20 protein-coding genes are annotated in these 16,184 nt (G+C 68.1%); 4 read left to right on the forward strand and 16 right to left on the reverse strand.

Annotated features, from left to right (window positions below; genetic code table 11):
• Positions 1-15: 15 nt before the first annotated feature.
• Positions 16-924, reverse strand: coding sequence for a prephenate/arogenate dehydrogenase family protein (locus J0A91_RS05660; RefSeq protein WP_069204091.1), 909 nt, complete (start codon positions 922-924; stop codon positions 16-18).
• A 74-nt stretch (positions 925-998) separates the two neighbouring features.
• On the opposite strand from J0A91_RS05660, the gene J0A91_RS05665 reads away from it, so the two are divergent.
• Positions 999-1,436, forward strand: a complete 438-nt coding sequence (locus J0A91_RS05665; RefSeq protein WP_069204092.1) for a GNAT family N-acetyltransferase — start codon at positions 999-1,001, stop codon at positions 1,434-1,436.
• 76 nt (positions 1,437-1,512) lie between these two features.
• On the opposite strand, the gene ssb is transcribed toward J0A91_RS05665, so the two are convergent.
• The 5 genes from ssb to J0A91_RS05690 form a co-directional block, all read right to left on the reverse strand.
• Positions 1,513-2,079, reverse strand: coding sequence for a single-stranded DNA-binding protein (gene ssb / locus J0A91_RS05670; protein WP_069204093.1), 567 nt, complete (start codon positions 2,077-2,079; stop codon positions 1,513-1,515).
• A 9-nt stretch (positions 2,080-2,088) separates the two neighbouring features.
• A complete protein-coding gene (feoB, locus tag J0A91_RS05675; RefSeq protein ID WP_069204094.1) occupies positions 2,089-3,945 on the reverse strand; it encodes a ferrous iron transporter B in 1,857 nt (618 codons plus the stop codon).
• A gap of 15 nt (positions 3,946-3,960) precedes the next feature.
• A complete protein-coding gene (locus tag J0A91_RS05680) occupies positions 3,961-4,227 on the reverse strand; it encodes a FeoA family protein (RefSeq protein ID WP_420852828.1) in 267 nt (88 codons plus the stop codon).
• Positions 4,228-4,378: 151 nt separating this feature from the next.
• The gene (locus J0A91_RS05685; RefSeq protein WP_069207074.1) at positions 4,379-5,038 is read right to left on the reverse strand and encodes a COQ9 family protein; all 660 of its coding nucleotides are present in this window, start codon (positions 5,036-5,038) and stop codon (positions 4,379-4,381) included.
• Complete coding sequence (locus J0A91_RS05690) at positions 5,038-5,979, reverse strand: DMT family transporter (RefSeq protein WP_069204096.1); 942 nt, start codon at positions 5,977-5,979, stop codon at positions 5,038-5,040. The genes J0A91_RS05685 and J0A91_RS05690 overlap by 1 nt, the downstream gene beginning before the upstream one ends.
• Before the next feature lie 58 nt (positions 5,980-6,037).
• Between J0A91_RS05690 and J0A91_RS05695 the strand changes: the two genes are divergently transcribed.
• Complete coding sequence (locus tag J0A91_RS05695) at positions 6,038-7,132, forward strand: alkene reductase (RefSeq protein ID WP_069207075.1); 1,095 nt, start codon at positions 6,038-6,040, stop codon at positions 7,130-7,132.
• Positions 7,133-7,177: 45 nt separating this feature from the next.
• On the opposite strand, the gene ribH is transcribed toward J0A91_RS05695, so the two are convergent.
• From ribH to J0A91_RS05735, 8 genes are all read right to left on the reverse strand, one after another.
• Positions 7,178-7,597: a 6,7-dimethyl-8-ribityllumazine synthase gene (gene ribH / locus J0A91_RS05700; protein WP_069204097.1), complete on the reverse strand. Its 420-nt coding sequence runs from the start codon at positions 7,595-7,597 to the stop codon at positions 7,178-7,180.
• A complete protein-coding gene (gene ribB, locus J0A91_RS05705; protein ID WP_069204098.1) occupies positions 7,597-8,760 on the reverse strand; it encodes a 3,4-dihydroxy-2-butanone-4-phosphate synthase in 1,164 nt (387 codons plus the stop codon). The genes ribH and ribB overlap by 1 nt, the downstream gene beginning before the upstream one ends.
• Positions 8,747-9,367: a riboflavin synthase gene (locus tag J0A91_RS05710; RefSeq protein ID WP_069204099.1), complete on the reverse strand. Its 621-nt coding sequence runs from the start codon at positions 9,365-9,367 to the stop codon at positions 8,747-8,749. Before J0A91_RS05710 ends, ribB begins: the two co-directional genes overlap by 14 nt.
• Positions 9,367-10,344 (reverse strand): bifunctional diaminohydroxyphosphoribosylaminopyrimidine deaminase/5-amino-6-(5-phosphoribosylamino)uracil reductase RibD, encoded by a 978-nt coding sequence (gene ribD, locus J0A91_RS05715; protein WP_069204100.1) that lies wholly within the window; start codon positions 10,342-10,344, stop codon positions 9,367-9,369. Before ribD ends, J0A91_RS05710 begins: the two co-directional genes overlap by 1 nt.
• 4 nt (positions 10,345-10,348) lie before the next feature.
• Positions 10,349-10,717, reverse strand: a complete 369-nt coding sequence (locus J0A91_RS05720; RefSeq protein ID WP_240502214.1) for a hypothetical protein — start codon at positions 10,715-10,717, stop codon at positions 10,349-10,351.
• Between the two features lie 67 nt (positions 10,718-10,784).
• Positions 10,785-11,459, reverse strand: a complete 675-nt coding sequence (locus J0A91_RS05725) for a TonB family protein (RefSeq protein ID WP_069204101.1) — start codon at positions 11,457-11,459, stop codon at positions 10,785-10,787.
• 96 nt (positions 11,460-11,555) lie between these two features.
• Complete coding sequence (gene gltX, locus J0A91_RS05730) at positions 11,556-12,878, reverse strand: glutamate--tRNA ligase (protein WP_069204102.1); 1,323 nt, start codon at positions 12,876-12,878, stop codon at positions 11,556-11,558.
• Positions 12,879-12,900: 22 nt separating this feature from the next.
• Positions 12,901-13,428, reverse strand: a complete 528-nt coding sequence (locus J0A91_RS05735) for a YcxB family protein (RefSeq protein WP_069204103.1) — start codon at positions 13,426-13,428, stop codon at positions 12,901-12,903.
• A gap of 80 nt (positions 13,429-13,508) precedes the next feature.
• On the opposite strand from J0A91_RS05735, the gene J0A91_RS05740 reads away from it, so the two are divergent.
• Complete coding sequence (locus J0A91_RS05740) at positions 13,509-14,444, forward strand: ribose-phosphate pyrophosphokinase (RefSeq protein WP_069204104.1); 936 nt, start codon at positions 13,509-13,511, stop codon at positions 14,442-14,444.
• A 123-nt stretch (positions 14,445-14,567) separates the two neighbouring features.
• On the opposite strand, the gene J0A91_RS05745 is transcribed toward J0A91_RS05740, so the two are convergent.
• Together J0A91_RS05745 and J0A91_RS05750 are read right to left on the reverse strand one after the other, a co-directional pair.
• The gene (locus J0A91_RS05745) at positions 14,568-15,317 is read right to left on the reverse strand and encodes a sulfite exporter TauE/SafE family protein (protein ID WP_069204105.1); all 750 of its coding nucleotides are present in this window, start codon (positions 15,315-15,317) and stop codon (positions 14,568-14,570) included.
• Positions 15,314-15,814 (reverse strand): sterol desaturase family protein, encoded by a 501-nt coding sequence (locus tag J0A91_RS05750; protein ID WP_069204106.1) that lies wholly within the window; start codon positions 15,812-15,814, stop codon positions 15,314-15,316. Before J0A91_RS05750 ends, J0A91_RS05745 begins: the two co-directional genes overlap by 4 nt.
• Before the next feature lie 21 nt (positions 15,815-15,835).
• On the opposite strand from J0A91_RS05750, the gene J0A91_RS05755 reads away from it, so the two are divergent.
• Positions 15,836-16,147: a hypothetical protein gene (locus J0A91_RS05755; protein ID WP_069204107.1), complete on the forward strand. Its 312-nt coding sequence runs from the start codon at positions 15,836-15,838 to the stop codon at positions 16,145-16,147.
• Positions 16,148-16,184: the final 37 nt, after the last annotated feature.

The raw sequence follows: 16,184 nt of genomic DNA on the forward strand, positions 1-16,184 counted from the left end.
CTTTGGGGTGTCCGCCTACTCCCGCGTTCGCCCGAAATCCGGTGCTGGATCGTCCTGGCCCTGGTCGATGATGCTGCGGCGGACCGCGCGGGTGCGGGTGAACAGGTCGAACAGCTCGTCGCCCTTGCCCCAGCGGATCGCGCGTTGCAGCGCGCTCAGATCCTCGGAGAAGCGCTGGAGCATGTCGAGCACCGCCTCGCGGTTCGACAGGAACACGTCGCGCCACATCGTCGGATCGGACGCGGCGATCCGGGTGAAATCGCGGAAGCCGCCGGCGGAATATTTGATCACCTCGGACTGGGTGACTTCCTCCATGTCCGATGCGGTGCCGACGATCGTATAGGCGATCAGGTGCGGCAGGTGGCTGGTGATCGCCAGCACCCGGTCATGATGGTCGGGCGCCATCGTCTCCACGTCGGAGCCGAGCCGCCGCCAGAATTCGCACACGCGCTCGACCGCGAAGGGGGCGGCGCCCTCGGGCGGGGTGACGATGCACCAGCGATGTTTGAACAATGTCGCGAAGCCCGCTTCAGGGCCGCTGTTCTCGGTGCCGGCGACCGGGTGCGCGGGGATCACGGTCGCCCCCGGCAGCGCCTCGGCGAGCGCGCGCACCACTTCGGCCTTGCACGAGCCGACATCGCTGACGATCGCATCGGCGGGCAGATCGTCGGCGATCGCGGCGCCGGCCGCGCCCATCGCGCCAACGGGGACGCACAGGATGACGAGATCGGCGTCGATCACGCTCGCGCCCGGCGTATCGGTGAGGTCGTCGAACAGGTCGAGCCGGTCGGCGGTCTCGCGCACGCCCGCGTCGGCGTCATAGCCGGTCAGCCGCACGCTCGGCATCGTGGCGCGAACCGCGCGCGCGATCGAGGAGCCGATCAGGCCGATGCCGATGATGGTGACGCGGGAAAAGGGCAGCATGGCGGCGCAGATGGCGGATGCGGCCCTTTAAGGCAAGCTGGCGCTCCCCGCCGCGCTTGGTATCACGGCGTCCTATGAACGCCATCACATTATCCGACGACACCGCGCTGTTGCAGGTAGAGCGAATCCACGGCTGGCTCGCATCGAGCTATTGGTCGCCCGGCATCGCGCGCGCGGTGGTGGAGAAGGCGATCGCCGGGTCGCACTGTCTCGGCGCCTACCGGGGCGGCGAACAGGTCGGCTTCGCGCGGATGATCACCGATCATGCCACCTTCGCATGGCTCGCCGACGTGTGGGTCGAGGAATCGGCGCGGGGGCAGGGCCTCGGGCGGCGGATGGTCGCATGGTTCCTCGACCATCCCGACTTCGCCGGGCTGCGCCGAATCGGGCTGGTCACAAAGGACGCGCACGGCGTCTATGCCGCGCTGGGCTTCCACCGGCTCGCGCGGGCGGATCGCTATATGGAGCGGCTTCAGCCGGGGATGGCGGAGATGCTGCGCGCGGAGCGTTAATCGAACGGAAGGGTCAGGACGCCACGCCGCCGCGCCAACTCGGCAATACCCCAAGCGTCGCGCGCGCCGGCCGTGCTCAGAAGGGAACGTCGTCGTCGAGATCGTCGGCGAAGCCGCCGCCGCGGTTGCCGCCTGCCGCCGGGGCTGCTGCGCCGCCCGAGCGACCGCCGCCGAAGCTGCTGCCGCCACCGCCACCGCCGTAGCCGCCGCGCGCGCCCCCGCCGAAATCTTCATTGCCGCCGAAATCGTCGCGAACGGCACCGCCGCCACCGCCACCACCAGCACCGCCTTGCGGGCCATCGAGCATGGTCAGCACCGAATTGAAGCCTTGCAGCACGATCTCGGTCGAATAGCGGTCCTGCCCCTGCGCGTCCTGCCATTTGCGGGTCTGGAGCTGGCCCTCGATATAGACCTTGCTGCCCTTGCGCAGAAAGCGCTCGGCAACGTTCGCGAGACCTTCATTGAAGATCGCAACCGAATGCCATTCGGTCTTTTCCTTGCGCTCGCCGGTGTTGCGGTCCTTCCAGGATTCGGACGTGGCGATGCGCAGGTTGACCACCTTGCCGCCGTTCTGAAAGCTCTTGCTTTCGGGATCGCGGCCGAGATTGCCGACGAGAATGACCTTGTTGACGCTGCCCGCCATATTGATTTCCTACAAACCGAAAGATTTTGCGACCCAATAGGTCGCGCCGGCGGCACCGTAGGCGAGTGCGAACAAATAGCCAACCATGAAGGCCGGCCATTTCCACCCGTTCGTCTCGCGGCGCGTCACCGCGATGGTGGAAATGCATTGCGGCGCGAACACGAACCACATCAAAAAGGCGAGCGCGGTCGGCAGGCTCCAGCGCTTGGCGAGCGTCGTCGCGATCTGCGCCTCGCCGCCGTCGCTGCCCGATTCGTCGATCGCATAGACCGTGCCGAGCGCCGCCACCGCCACTTCGCGTGCGGCCATCGCCGGGATCAGCGCGAGCACGATGTCGCGGTTGAAGCCGATCGGGCGGAACGCCGGCTCGATGCCATTGGCGATCCGGCCCGCGACCGAATAATTGACCGGCGATACCGGGCTGCCCTCGGGCGGCTTGGGGAAGCTCAGCATCGCCCACAAAACGATCGTGGTGAAGGCGATCGTCGTGCCGGCGCGCTTGAGGAAGATCGCCGCACGGCTCCACAGCCCGATCGCGAGATGGTTGAGCTGCGGAAGCTGATACTTGGGCATCTCCATCATGAAGCCAGACGACGCGCCCTGCGTGACGGTCTTGCGCAAGACCACCGCGACGACGAACGCGCCGACCACGCCCATGATGTACAGGCCGAGCATCACCAGCCCCTGCAACCCGACGAACGGCAGCACGCGGACATTGGGAATCAGCGCGCCGATGATGAGCGTATAGACCGGGAGCCGTGCCGAGCAGGTCATCAGCGGCGCGATCAGGATGGTGGTGAGCCGGTCCTTCTCGTCGTCGATCGTGCGAGTCGACATGATGCCGGGCACCGCGCAGGCGAACGATGACAAGAGCGGAATGAACGCGCGGCCCGACAGGCCGGCATGCGCCATCAGCCGGTCCATCAGGAAGGCGGCGCGGACCATGTAGCCGCTCGCTTCGAGCAGCAGGATGAAGAAGAACATCACCAGGATCTGCGGCAGGAACTTCACCACCGCGCCGACCCCGGCGATCACGCCGTCGGTGATGAGCGAGCGCAGCACCGAATCGGGCATCACCTGCTTGACGACGCCGGAGAGCCAATCGAACCCGGCGGCGATCGCATCGGCGGGGGCGGCGCCGGCCCAGAACACCGTCTGGAACATCACGAACAGGATCGCGAGCAGCAGCAACACGCCCGAGACCGGGTGCAGCGCGACCGAATCGAGCGCATGGCCCCACCGCCGCACCGGCGCTTCGGACACGGTGGCCAGCGCGGCGATTTTCCGCGCGCGGCGTTGCAGCGTGACGATGTCCTCGGCGTCCGCAGGCGCCGGCTTGGCGCGCGGCGGGCCGGTCAATATGCCATCGACCTGCGCGCGCAGGTCGTCGAGGCCGCGCCGACGCACCGCCACGGTCGGCACCACCGGCACGCCGAGTTCGCGCGACAGCCGTTCGGGATCGAGCTTCAGCCCGTCGCGTTCGGCGAGGTCGATCATGTTGAGCGCGACCACCACCGGCAGGCCGAGCGCGATCAGTTGCAGCGTGAAGCGCAGATGGTTGTCGAGGTTGGAGGCATCGACCACCACCACCAAAGCGTCAGGCAGGCGCTCGCCGGCCTGTGTGCCGGCGAGGAAATCGCGCGTCACCCGCTCGTCGGGGCTGGAGGGTTCGAGGCTGTAGGCGCCGGGCAGATCGACCAGCTCGACCGGGCGGCCATCGGGCAGCACCAGCCGCCCGGAATGCCGCTCTACGGTGACGCCGGGATAATTGCCGACCTTCTGGCGTGCGCCGGTCAGCGCGTTGAACAGGGCGCTCTTGCCGGCATTGGGATTGCCGACCAGCGCCACCAGCGGCGCGGCGTTCATGTCAGCCGGCCACGATCAGGCGGCGTGCTGCGAAACGCGGATCGCGCCGGCGACGGTGCGGCGCAGCGCCACCGTCATGCGTCCGATCCGGCACGCGATCGGCCCCTTGCCGATCAGCGAGCGGTGCAGCACCTCGACGCCGACACCCTCGTCGAAGCCGAGTTCGCGCAGGCGCCGCGCCTCGGGCACGCTCAGTCGAGTCCAGTCGATCGCCGCGACGGTCGCGGGCTGTCGGTTGGGCAGCGATTCAAGGCTGAGGTGCGAGTCCACGCGCGAGAACATGTTCATTGCGACTGATTATCAATAGAGCGCGCCGAACGCCAGCGTTATCGTAACGGCTATGCGTGTCGTTCTCCCGCGAAAGCGGAAGCCCAGCGCCAGGCAGCGCGGCGTTCGCGGCTCTGGACCCCCGCGTTCGCGGGGGAACGAATACTCAGACCGCCGGATAGCGGAGCCGGCCGATGAAGCGCGACAGGCTCGGCCGGTAGGCGGCGCGCGCGAGCACGCCCGCCTTGGTCTTCTCGAAGCGCATGATGCCCTCGATCCGCCGCGCGAGGAACGCGCGCGTGTCGGCCCAGCCTTCGCTCTCGTCGTCGAGGAACACGCTCATCGTCGCGGCATAGATCGCGGCGAGGATCGTGCGCTTGGTGTAGTGGTTGTAATCGGTCGCGGTGTCGCCGGCCGCGCGCCAGATCGTATCCGCCGCCGACCAGCCGAGCTTGGCGCCGGTGGCGAGGTTCTGCGGCATCGCCAGGATCGCGAACGCGCGGCGCAGCGCCTCGCGGTTGGGCGCGACGATCTCGAGCCGCGCCTCGACCAGAGCGGTGATGCGCGCGCGGATCTTCATCGTCGCGATCGTCGCGGGCGGCAGGCGTTCGGCCATATCCGCGTCTATGCTGCGGAACCACGCCGCGATCATCTCGGTCTGGCCGGGCAGCGCGAGCAACGCGACGTCGCGATCGACGCCGGCGCCATCGGCGGCGGCATCGCGCGCGGCGGCACCCCAGCCGTCGAACGCGGCGTTGGCGGCGATCAGCGGCGCGAGGCCGATCGCGATCTCGTCGAGCGTGGCGTCTTCGGGGATAATCGGCATCATAGGTCTCCGCCCGTATTCTGGTGCTTGGCGTTGTCGGTTGCAACCGGTGTGCCCCGCTCGCGCACCATTACCAGCGCGAGCGCGACGAGCAGGGCGCCGATGATGTCCGCCGGGCCGAGCGCCTCGCCATACCACAGCCAGCCGACCGTCGCCCCGACGATCGGCTGGACCAGCAGCGCGAGGCCGATCACCAGCGGCGAGAAGCGACCGAGCGACAGCATCATCAGGCTTTGCCCGAGGATCTGGCTGGCGAACGCGAGCCCGACCAGCGGCCCCCAATGGTGTGGCATCACGCGCTCGCCCAGCGCGAGCGCGAACAGCAGCGTCGGCAGCACGCTCATCACCGTCGACAGTGCAAGCGCCGGCATCGGCGGCGTGGTCTCGCGAACGCGCGCCATCAGCGCGAGGAAAACGGTGTAGAACAGCCCCGCGAGGATGCAGAGCAGATCGCCGGCGAGGTGGCGCGGATCGAGCCGGTAGGATTGCCCCATCAGCAGCAGAGCGCCGACGAACGCGAGCAGCAGCGCGCCCGCCTGCATTCGCGTCGGCAGCATGCGCGCGGCGACGAAGCCGTAGATCGGGAAGAGGATCGTCGTCGAATTGCCGAACAGCGACGCATTGGCGAGCGTGGTGCGCAGGATGCCGAGGTGCCAGCTCGCCAGATCGGCCGCGAAGCAGATCGCGCCGAACCCGGTCATCGCCCACAGCCGCCACGACCATGCCGCCGGCCGCCAGCCCGAGCGCAGCGACAGCGCGACCAGCACCGGCGTCGCCAGCGCCAGCCGCCAGAATGCCGCCGCGACCGGCCCGGTATCGGCGAGGCGCACGAACCACGGGCCGAACGCGATCGCGACATTGCCGCCGATCAGCGCCGCGAACGCCAGCGCACCGCCGGTTTGCGGTGCAGCAGAAATTCTTGGGGAGGCCGGGCGATGCATGCCGCCCCTTAGCGCCCTATCTCCACCGCGTCAGGCAACAAAAGGAATGTGCCGCTTTATGGTTTCGCTCTTCGACCCGATCGCCCTCGGCGATATCCAGGCTCCCAACCGCGTGCTGATGGCGCCGCTGACGCGCGGCCGCGCGACGCGCGAGCATGTGCCGACCGGGATCATGATCGACTATTACCGCCAGCGCGCGAGCGCGGGGCTCATCATCAGCGAGGCGACCGGCATTTCGCGGCAGGGGCTGGGCTGGCCCTATGCTCCCGGTCTTTGGAGCGATGAGCAGGTCGCGGCATGGCGGCCCGTCACCGCCGCCGTCCATGAGGCCGGCGGTCGTATCGTCGCGCAACTCTGGCACATGGGCCGGCAGGTGCATTCGTCGGTGACCGGCGAGCAGCCGGTGTCCTCGTCCGCGACCAGAACGGAATGCCATATGCATACCTATGAGGGTCGCCAGCCGTCCGAAACCGCCCGCCCGCTTCGGCTCGACGAGATTCCCGGCATCCTCGACGATTACGAGCGTGCCACGCGCAACGCCCTCGCCGCCGGGTTCGACGGGGTGCAGATCCACGCCGCCAATGGCTATCTGATCGACCAGTTCCTGCGCGACAACGCCAATTTCCGCGACGACCGCTATGGCGGATCGATCGAGAACCGCACGCGGCTGCTGCGCGAAGTGACCGAGCGGGTCATCTCGGTGGCGGGTGCGGGGCGGACCTCGGTGCGGCTGTCGCCCAATGGTGATTCGCAGGGCGTCGACGACAGCAATCCCGAGCCGCTGTTCACCTATGCCGCCAAGCTGCTGTCCGATCTCGGCATCGGCTTCCTCGAGCTTCGCGAGCCCGGCCCCGACGGCACCTTCGGCAAGACCGACGTGCCCAAGCTGTCGCCGGCGATCCGCAAGGTGTTCGCGCGCCCGCTGGTGGTCAATTCGGATTACGACACGGCGCAAGCGGCGCAGGCGGTGATCGATTCGGGCGTGGCCGATGCGGTGGCGTTCGGGCGGACCTTCCTCGCCAATCCCGATCTGCCCGAGCGACTGAAAACGGGCGCGCCGCTCAACACGTCAGACATGGCGACGTGGTACAGCCAGGGCGAGGCGGGCTATACCGACTATCCGGCGCTATCGGCCGAAACCGTCGCGGCGTGACCTCGACTCCCGTCACCCCAGCTTGCGCTGGGGTGACGGTCTGGATCAGGCGAAGCGCTCGCGCAGCGCGAGCATGGCGAGCGCGGCCTTGGCAGCCTCGCCGCCCTTGTCCTTCTCGGTCGGCTTGGCGCGGGTGAGCGCCTGCGCCTCGTTCTCGGTGGTGAGGATGCCGTTGCCGATCGCGAGGCCGTCCATCGACAGCGCCATCAGCCCGCGCGCGCTCTCACCCGCGACGATCTCGAAATGATAGGTCTCGCCGCGGATCACCACGCCGATCGCGACATAGGCGTCGTAGCGGCCGCTCTCCGCCGCGAGGCCGATCGCGCCGGGCAGTTCGAGCGCGCCGGGGACGGTGATCGTCTCGTGGCTGTGCCCGGCTTCTTCGATCGCGGCGCGTGCGCCTTCGAGCAGCAGGTCGTTGAGATGCGTGTAGAAACGCGCTTCGACGATCAGAACCCGCGCCATCAGGCGTCTCTCTCGACAACGCGTTCGACTTCGCGTTCGCCGACGATCGACAGGCCATAGCCTTCGAGTGCGACGAGCGTTTGGCGCGTGTTGGTGAGCAGCACCATGTCGTGGACCCCCAGTTCGGCGAGTATCTGCGCGCCCACGCCGTAGTCGCGCAGTTCCTCTGCCCCGTTCTCGAACGCGCCGGTCTTGTGGGCTTCCATCTGGCGCGAGGCGAAATTGGGCATCGACCGGTTGATGATGACGACCACGCCGTTGCCCTCTTCGGCGATCATCTTCATCGCGCCGGCGAGCAGCCCTTCGCGACCCGAGCGCTCGCCGAACGTGTCGGCGAACAGCGACAGCGTGTGCATGCGCACCAAAGTCGGCTTAGTCGGATCGATACTGCCCTTGACGAGCGCCATCGTCTCCGAGCCGATCGCCTTGTTGTAGAAGCTGATCGCGGTCCAGTCGCCGCCCCAGCGGCTGCTGAAGCGCATTTCGGTGCGGCGTTCGAGCAGGTGATCGTGACGGCGGCGATAGGCGATCAGGTCGCGGATCGTGCCGATCTTGAGGTTGTGGCGCTGGGCGAAGGCGACGAGATCGTCGAGCCGCGCCATCGTGCCGTCATCATTCATGACTTCGCAGATCACGCCCGACGGATTGAGCCCGGCGAGCCGCGAAACATCGACCGCGGCCTCGGTATGGCCGGCGCGGATCAGCACGCCGCCGCGCTTGGCGACGAGCGGGAAGACGTGGCCGGGGGTGACGATGTCCTCGCGCCCGCGGCTGCCGTCGATCGCGACCGCGACGGTGCGCGCACGGTCGGCGGCGGAGATGCCGGTGGTGACGCCTTCCTTCGCTTCGATCGAGATGGTGAACGCGGTCTCGTGGCGGGTGCCGTTGTTGCGGCTCATCAGATCGAGCCCGAGCTGATCGACCCGCTCCTTGGACAGCGCGAGGCAGATCAGCCCGCGCCCGTGAGTCGCCATGAAGTTGATCGCATCGGGAGTCGCCATCTGCGCGGGGATGATGAGATCACCCTCGTTCTCGCGGTCCTCGTCGTCGACGAGGATGTACATGCGGCCGTTGCGCGCCTCGTCGATGATCTCCTCAGGCGACGAGAGGAAGCCGTGGCGTAGACGGTGCAGGTCACCGGAGCGGGGTTCAACGTTTTGCACGATAGTCTTCCATCCGTTGGAGGTAGCGGGCGAGCACGTCGATCTCGATGTTCATCGTGTCGCCCGGACGTGCCGCGCCGATCGCGGTGACGTCCGCGGTATGCGGGATGATGTTGACGCCGATGCGGACGCCCCCACCTTCATTGGCGGGCGTGTCCTCGACGCTGTTGACGGTCAGCGAGATGCCGTCGAGCGTGATCGAACCCTTCTCGGCCATGTAGGGCGCGATCTCCGGCCCCGCGAGAATGGTGATCCGCTTCGAGCCGCCCTCGTCATGGAGATCGACGATCGTGCCGGTGCCGTCGACATGGCCGGTGACGATATGCCCGCCGAGTTCGTCGCCGAGCTTCAGCGCGCGTTCGAGGTTGAGCCGGCGCCCTTCGGTCCATTGCCCCTGCGCGGTGCGTGACACAGTTTCGCCCGACACGTCGACCGCGAACCAGCCCGGCGCCTTGTCGACCACCGTCAGGCACACGCCCGAACAGGAGATCGACGCGCCAAGATCGATGTCGGCGGTATCATAGGACGTGGCGATGCGGATGCGCGTGTCGCCGCGCGGTTCGACGGCCTCGATCGTGCCGACATCCGTGATGATTCCGGTGAACATCAGTCTCTCCCCGTGCGCTCGTAGACCGCGAGCCCGTCGCTGCCAAGTTGTCGTGCGTCAAGTCTCGCCCAGCGGCCATGCGCCTGCGCGAGATCGTCGAGGCCGATGGTGGGCAAGGTGCGGCCGCCGCCGATCAGGATCGGCGCGCGGTACAGCAGCAGCCGATCGACGAGATCTTCGGCGAGGAAGGCCGCCGCCGTCGCCGCGCCGCCTTCGACCAGCAGCGTATCCACGCCGGCGAGAGTCGCGATCGCGCCGGGTGCCGCAAGCGTGATCCAGCCGGGTTCGGGGGTGGCGGAGAGCAGGATTCGGGCCGGCGCACGGCGCTCGAGGCCGGCGAGGCGCACGTCGAGTCGCGGCTGGTCCGCCGCCAGCGTGCCGCGCCCGATCAGGATCGCGTCATGCCGCGCACGTTCGAGATGGGCGTGCGCGCGTGCCTCCGCCCCGGTGATCCATTGGCTGCGCCCATCGCCCATCGCGGCCGCGCCGTCGAGCGACAGCGCGAGCTTGAGCGTGACATGGGGGCGGCCGAAACGCTGGCGGGTGAGGAAGCCGGCCATGCTGCGCCGCGCTTCGGCTGCACCGATGCCGGTGGTGACGGCGATCCCCGCCGCCGCCAGCCGCGCGATGCCGTCGCCATCGGTGCGCGGATCGGGATCGCGGAGCGCGACCACCACGCGCGCGACCCCGGCCGCGACGAGCAGATCGGCGCAGGCGGGTCCGCGCGGCGAAACGTGCGCGCAGGGTTCGAGCGTGACGTAGCAGGTCGCGCCGCGTGCCGTCTCGCCGGTCTGTTCGAGCGCCATCGCCTCGGCGTGCGGACGCCCGCCGGGTTGAGTCCAGCCGCGCCCGAGGACACGGCCACCCTGCACGATGACGCAGCCTACATTGGGGTTGGGAGTCGATCGCCCCCGCGCACGCTCGGCGAGCGACAGTGCCGCCGCCATCCAGCGCGCGTCGTCGGCCCCCGTCGTCATGGGATCAGTAGAGGCCGACCGAGTTCATCTGATCGCCGAGCCGCTGGAAGATCGCGCGCTTCTCGGCCTCGAGCCGCTTTTCGTCCTCTTCGCGTTTGGTCTGTTCGGGGCCGTCGATCTTCTGCTGCGCGACGATCTGCGCGTCGGTGCGATCGGCGTTCCACTGTTTGAAATAGACGATGTCGCGATGATATTCGCGCGGCTTGCCCTTCATCTCGATCGCGAAGCCGTAGATCATCAGGAAGGTCAGCCCGATCGCGGCGGTGAGGAACACGATCTGATGGCGCTGGCGGCGGCGCAGGTACGTGCGGATATCGCTGAGCGCCCCGCGCGCGGACACAGCGGCGGCGAGATCCTCGGACATCCAGGGCATGCGGAACTTCATGGCCACAAAGATAGGGCGGGGGCGGCGCCGACGCCAGCCCCCGCCCCACCCGCGCTCATTCCGCTTCGTTCAGAACGAAGCTGACCGCGATCGTCCGCCATGCCTCGACCGGGATGCCGTCACGCGTGCCGGGCTTGAAGCGCCATTTCTCAAGCGCGCGCTTGCGCGTGACCGCGAAGAACGACTCGCTGGTCGCGCTGACCTGCTCGATATCCTTCACGCGGCCATCGACCCCGACCAGCACGCGCACCACAACGCGCCCGCCGCGACCGGCGCGCTGCTCGTCGGGCGGGAAGACCGGCTGGAACAGGCTGGCATAGCGCTGGTCGATCATCGGATCGACGAAGGTCGGCGGCGCGGGCTTGACGGTCTCGACCGAGCCGGTGCCGACGGTGCCGCCGCCGTCAAGGACCGGCGTGAAGGGCTGCGAAAGCGGTGTCGGATCGATGATCTTGCTAACGGTGACGGACTTGCTGGTGTCGAGCGGCTGCGGCGAGGCATGCTCGATCGTTTTTTGCTTGGGCTGTGGCTGCGGAGGTGGGGGTGGCGGCGGTGGCTTGACCGGATCGAGCGGGATCGCCGTGATCGTCAGGACGTGTTCGACTGTCTTCTTGAACGTCGGGTTGGCGAACAGCACCAGCCCGCCGAGGATTGCGCCGTTGATGGCGAGCGCGAGGACGGCGCTGCCCGGATTGACCTGCCGGCGCCGTTCGTACCGATCCGCGTACATGCCTTTGTCTCCTTCTCCTGGAGTCGCGCCACCCGGTTCGGCGGCACGGACATGATGTTACATCATTACACGGAACACAATAGAGATGTTATATCCTCAAGAAAGCCGGGCGATCGCGCGGTCGCGGCCGATCAGCGGCAGCAGCGCCTTCATGTCGGGGCCGTGATCGAGCCCGGTCAGCGCGCGGCGCAGCGGCAGGAACAAGGCCTTGCCGCTGCGTCCGCTCGCCGCCTTCAGCGCGGCGGTGAGCGCCCCCCAGGGTTCCGCGCTCCAGTCGAGCGTCGCGGCGATTCCAGCGGCCTGCGCGAGGAACTCGGCGTCGGCGGGGTCGCGCTCGGTGGTGATCGGCCCTTCGATCACGCGCCACCATTCGCCCGCTTCGTCGATGCGGGTGAGATTGGGGCGCACCGCTTCCCACTCGGCCTGGCCCATGCCCGCAGGCAGGCGATCGGCGACGTGCGCGACATCGAGCTGGTGGACGATGCGGGTGTTGACCGCCGCCAGTTCGGCCTCGTCGAAGCGCGCCGGCGCGCGGCCGAAGCGGCTGAAGTCGAACCCGGCGACCAGCGCGTCGGTATCGACCAGAGGTTCGACCGGGTCACTCGTGCCGATCCGCGCGAGCAAGGCGCGCACCGCCTCCGGCTCGATTCCGCTCTCGCGGAAATGCGCGACGCCGAGCGAGCCGAGTCGTTTCGACAATTTGCCCTCGCTGCCGGTGAGCAGCGCCTCGTGCGCGAAGGCGGGTGGTGCCGCGCCCATCGCGTCGAACATCTGCAATTGCAGCGCGGTGTTGGAGACATGATCCTCGCCGCGCACGACATGGGTGATCGCCATCTCGGCGTCGTCGATCGCGGAGGGGAGCATATACAACCACGATCCGTCGGCGCGGCGGATGACGGGGTCGCTCATCGTCTTCGCGTCGAAACGCTGGGGGCCGCGAATCAGATCGTCCCAGACGATCGGTCTGTCGTGATCGAGCTTGAAGCGCCAGTGCGGGCGAACGCCCTCGGCCTCCAGCGCGGCGCGATCGGCGTCGGTCAGCGCGAGCGCGGCGCGATCATAGAGTGGCGGCAGCCCGCGCCCGGCGGCGATCTTGCGCTTGAGATCGAGTTCGGCCTGAGTTTCATAGGCGGGATACACCCGGCCGGCGGCGCGAAGCTGGTCGAAGCGCGCCTCGTACAGCGCGAACCGCGCCGACTGGCGCGCCTCGCCGTCGATCGTCAGCCCGAGCCAGCCGAGATCGGCGCGGATCGACTCGACGAACCGCTCCTCGCTCCGCTCGGCATCGGTATCGTCGATGCGCAGCCAGAATTCGCCACCGTGCTTCTTTGCCCACAGCCAATTGTGGAGCGCGGTGCGGATGTTGCCGACATGGAGCAGGCCGGTCGGCGAGGGGGCGAAGCGGGTACGGACGGTCATGCCCGTTCGCCTAGGCCAACCGTCAGTAGATCGGCAAGCCGGCGCGCTCCATGGTCGCGCGCAGATCATCCGCCGCCTCGTGCGTGAAGGCGTGACGCGGGAGGAACTGGAACAGGGTGTCGTTCATGTAGATCAGCATCGCGGGTTTCGTCTCGCGCCAGCCGTGCAGGTCGCTCCACGGGAACCGCCCGGCGCCCTGCGCCGACGACCATTCGAGACCCGCATCCGACCAGCGATATTCGAAACTCTGTTGGATCGAACGCTGCTGGCGGAACAGCCGCCCCGCGCGGCGCGGTAGCAGCAGGTAGGACGTCAGATAGATCAGCCCGAACAGGACCGCGCCATAGAGCAGCCCGGCGAACGCATACACCGCGGCCCAGGCGGGGCTGCCGTCGGTCAGGCCCACCCCCGCGCCGATCGCGGCGAACACCAGCGCGGTGATTGCGATCGGCCGGAGCGTCCGCCGCCGCCGCATCGCGAACACGAAATTCGCCCGGATCGCACCGACATAATCGGTCTCGCTCGGTGTGAATGTTACGCTGCCCGTCATAATTGCTCCGCAAGCCCTTCCCGGATGGGTAGCGCGCTTCTAAGGGAGCGCCAAACATCGCGCATCAGGGGCCGCCGCTTATGAAACTGCTCACGGGCAATTCCAACCTGCCGCTGGCGCGCGACATCGCCGCCTATCTCGAAATGCCGCTGACTCAGGCGAGCGTGCGACGTTTCGCCGACGAGGAGGTGTTCGTCGAGATCCAGGAGAACGTGCGCGGCGAAGACGTGTTCGTGATCCAGTCGACCGGCTACCCGGCCAACGACAATCTGATGGAATTGCTGATCTGCATCGATGCGCTCAAGCGCGCGTCGGCGCGGCGGATCACCGCTGTCGTCCCCTATTTCGGCTATGCCCGGCAGGATCGCAAACCCGGCCCGCGCACGCCGATCTCGGCCAAGCTGGTCGCCAACCTCATCACCGTGGCGGGCGCCAACCGCGTGCTGTCGGTCGATCTCCATGCCGGGCAGATCCAGGGCTTTTTCGACATCCCGACCGACAATCTGTTCGGCGCGCCGGTAATGTCGGCGGATATCGAGACGCGATTCGGCGGGCGCAACCTGATGGTGGTCTCGCCAGACGTCGGCGGCGTGGTGCGCGCGCGTGCGCTCGCCAAGCGACTCGACAACGCGCCGCTCGCGATCGTCGACAAACGCCGCGAGCGCGCGGGCGAATCGGAGGTGATGAACATCATCGGCGATGTCGAGGGACGGTTCTGCATCCTGATCGACGATATCGTCGATTCGGCCGGTACGCTGTGCAACGCCGCCGCCGCGCTCAAGGAAGCGGGCGCGTCGGGCGTGGTCGCCTATGTCACGCATGGCGTGCTCTCGGGCGGCGCGGTCGCGCGCGTCGAGGCGTCGGCGCTGGAGGAACTGGTGATTACCGACTCGATCGGCGCGCACGAGATCATCAAGGCCGCCAAGCGAATCCGCCACCTGACGATCGCGCCGCTGGTCGGCGAGGCGATCAAGCGGATCGCCGACGAGAGTTCGGTTTCGAGCTTGTTCGACTGAGCTAATCTGATCGCCCTCTTCGCCGTTCGTGCTGAGCTTGTCGAAGCACGTGCCAGATGCGCAGCGTTTGGGGCACGCACTTCGACAAGCTCAGTGCGAACGGGGGCAGGCGGTTCGGGATGCCTAAACCACCGCGTCCCACACCAGTTTCACCCCCACCACGATCATCAGCACGTAGATCGCGCCGTAGAAGCGCTGCGGCGACACGCGCCGGACCAGCCACACGCCCGCGACGGTCGAGGCAATCGCGACCGGCATCAGCAGCGCCGCCGTGGTGAGGTTCGCGTGCGTGAACTGGCCGAGCGCCCAATAGGCCGGCACCTTGAGCCAGTTGGTCGCCGCGAAGAAGATCGCGGTGGTGCCGACCAGCACGTCGCGCGGCAGCCGGCGCGGCAGCACCCAGAGCTGGAATGGCGGCTGGCCCGCGTGCGCGATCTGGCTGGTGAAGCCCGACGCGATTCCCGCGAGCGTCCCCACCCAGCCGGGCGATCTTGCCGCCGGTACGTCGCCGCCGCGCCGCTCCAGCCACAGCCGGTACAGCCCGAACACGATCGAGATCGCGCCGACCAGCCCGAGCACCGCGTCGGGGTCGACATGCGCGGCGAACAGATACGCGAGCGCGATGCCGATCACCGCGCCGGGCAGCATCCACGCCAGAACGAAGCCGTCCCAGTCGCGGCGGAACGCCCACACGCTCACCACGTCCTGCACGATCAGGATCGGCAGCAGGATCGCCGCCGCGCGCACCGGCGACACCACCATCGCGAGGATCGGCAGCGACAATGCGCCCATGCCGGCGAACCCGCCTTTGGACAGGCCGAGCAGGATCACCGCCGGCACCGCCAGCGCGTAGAACACCGCCGATTCGCTCACCGCGAAGCGGGCGCCCGCACGCCGGCGCGCGCGCGGCGCTTGAGCTCGGCCTTGAGCGCCTCGGGCTTGGGCGCATAGAGAAAGCCGAAGCTCACCGTGCCATGCTTGGTCTCGACGACATGGTGAAGCCGGTGCGCCTGCACGATCCGCTTCATATAGGTCGATCGCGGCACGTAGCGGTGCGGCACGCGGGCGTGGACGATCACGTCGTGAAAGCCGAAATAGATCGCGCCATAGGCGGCGATCCCTGCGCCGATCCAGGTGAAGCCCGGCCACCAGCCGAGTTGCACGCCGCCGAGCAGCAGCACGAACGACGGCACCGCGAAGATCGCGGCATAGAGATCGTTCAGCTCGAACCGGCCGTGGCGTTCGCGGTGGTGGCTGGCATGGAGGAACCAGCCGGGGCCGTGCATCACCCAGCGGTGCGCGGCATAGGCGAACAGCTCCATGCCGGCGACGGTTGCGACGAAGAGCAGAAGGGCGTTGGTCCAGGCCATGCGGGACGCTATAGCGCCGCGATGGCCAAGACGCGACGCCTGATCCCGCTGCTGCTGATTGCCGCGCTTGCCGGCTGCTCCTCGCCTGAACAGCGGGTGCGCGCCGGGCTGGTGGGCGCGGGCGTGCCGCAGCCGATCGCGGGCTGTATGGCGACGCGCATGACCGACCGGCTCTCGCTGGCCCAGTTGCGGCGGCTCGGCGAGATCGGCAAGGCGCGCCGCGCGCGCGGCGTCGGCGAATTGATCCGCGAACTGCGTTCGCTCAACGACCCCAAAATCGTCGATGTCACTGCGACCGCGGCGGCGCTGTGTGCGAGCGGGCTTGCGCGATAACGTCTCGCAAGAGCGTTAAGGATTCGATGGTCGCGTG

It is taken from the genome of Sphingomonas panacis, assembly GCF_001717955.1.
In the GTDB taxonomy this organism is placed as follows: domain Bacteria; phylum Pseudomonadota; class Alphaproteobacteria; order Sphingomonadales; family Sphingomonadaceae; genus Sphingomonas; species Sphingomonas panacis.

Bases quoted from the DNA above. Each gene is read 5' to 3' on its own strand.
- J0A91_RS05660 (WP_069204091.1), bottom strand. From the start codon at position 924: ATGCTGCCCTTTTCCCGCGTCACCATCATCGGCATCGGCCTGATCGGC.
- J0A91_RS05665 (WP_069204092.1), top strand. From the start codon at position 999: ATGAACGCCATCACATTATCCGACGACACCGCGCTGTTGCAGGTAGAG.
- ssb (WP_069204093.1), bottom strand. From the start codon at position 2,079: ATGGCGGGCAGCGTCAACAAGGTCATTCTCGTCGGCAATCTCGGCCGC.
- feoB (WP_069204094.1), bottom strand. From the start codon at position 3,945: ATGAACGCCGCGCCGCTGGTGGCGCTGGTCGGCAATCCCAATGCCGGC.
- J0A91_RS05680 (WP_420852828.1), bottom strand. From the start codon at position 4,227: ATGTTCTCGCGCGTGGACTCGCACCTCAGCCTTGAATCGCTGCCCAAC.
- J0A91_RS05685 (WP_069207074.1), bottom strand. From the start codon at position 5,038: ATGCCGATTATCCCCGAAGACGCCACGCTCGACGAGATCGCGATCGGC.
- J0A91_RS05690 (WP_069204096.1), bottom strand. From the start codon at position 5,979: ATGCATCGCCCGGCCTCCCCAAGAATTTCTGCTGCACCGCAAACCGGC.
- J0A91_RS05695 (WP_069207075.1), top strand. From the start codon at position 6,038: ATGGTTTCGCTCTTCGACCCGATCGCCCTCGGCGATATCCAGGCTCCC.
- ribH (WP_069204097.1), bottom strand. From the start codon at position 7,597: ATGGCGCGGGTTCTGATCGTCGAAGCGCGTTTCTACACGCATCTCAAC.
- J0A91_RS05710 (WP_069204099.1), bottom strand. From the start codon at position 9,367: ATGTTCACCGGAATCATCACGGATGTCGGCACGATCGAGGCCGTCGAA.
- ribD (WP_069204100.1), bottom strand. From the start codon at position 10,344: ATGACGACGGGGGCCGACGACGCGCGCTGGATGGCGGCGGCACTGTCG.
- J0A91_RS05720 (WP_240502214.1), bottom strand. From the start codon at position 10,717: ATGCCCTGGATGTCCGAGGATCTCGCCGCCGCTGTGTCCGCGCGCGGG.
- J0A91_RS05725 (WP_069204101.1), bottom strand. From the start codon at position 11,459: ATGTACGCGGATCGGTACGAACGGCGCCGGCAGGTCAATCCGGGCAGC.
- gltX (WP_069204102.1), bottom strand. From the start codon at position 12,878: ATGACCGTCCGTACCCGCTTCGCCCCCTCGCCGACCGGCCTGCTCCAT.
- J0A91_RS05735 (WP_069204103.1), bottom strand. From the start codon at position 13,428: ATGACGGGCAGCGTAACATTCACACCGAGCGAGACCGATTATGTCGGT.
- J0A91_RS05740 (WP_069204104.1), top strand. From the start codon at position 13,509: ATGAAACTGCTCACGGGCAATTCCAACCTGCCGCTGGCGCGCGACATC.
- J0A91_RS05750 (WP_069204106.1), bottom strand. From the start codon at position 15,814: ATGGCCTGGACCAACGCCCTTCTGCTCTTCGTCGCAACCGTCGCCGGC.
- J0A91_RS05755 (WP_069204107.1), top strand. From the start codon at position 15,836: ATGGCCAAGACGCGACGCCTGATCCCGCTGCTGCTGATTGCCGCGCTT.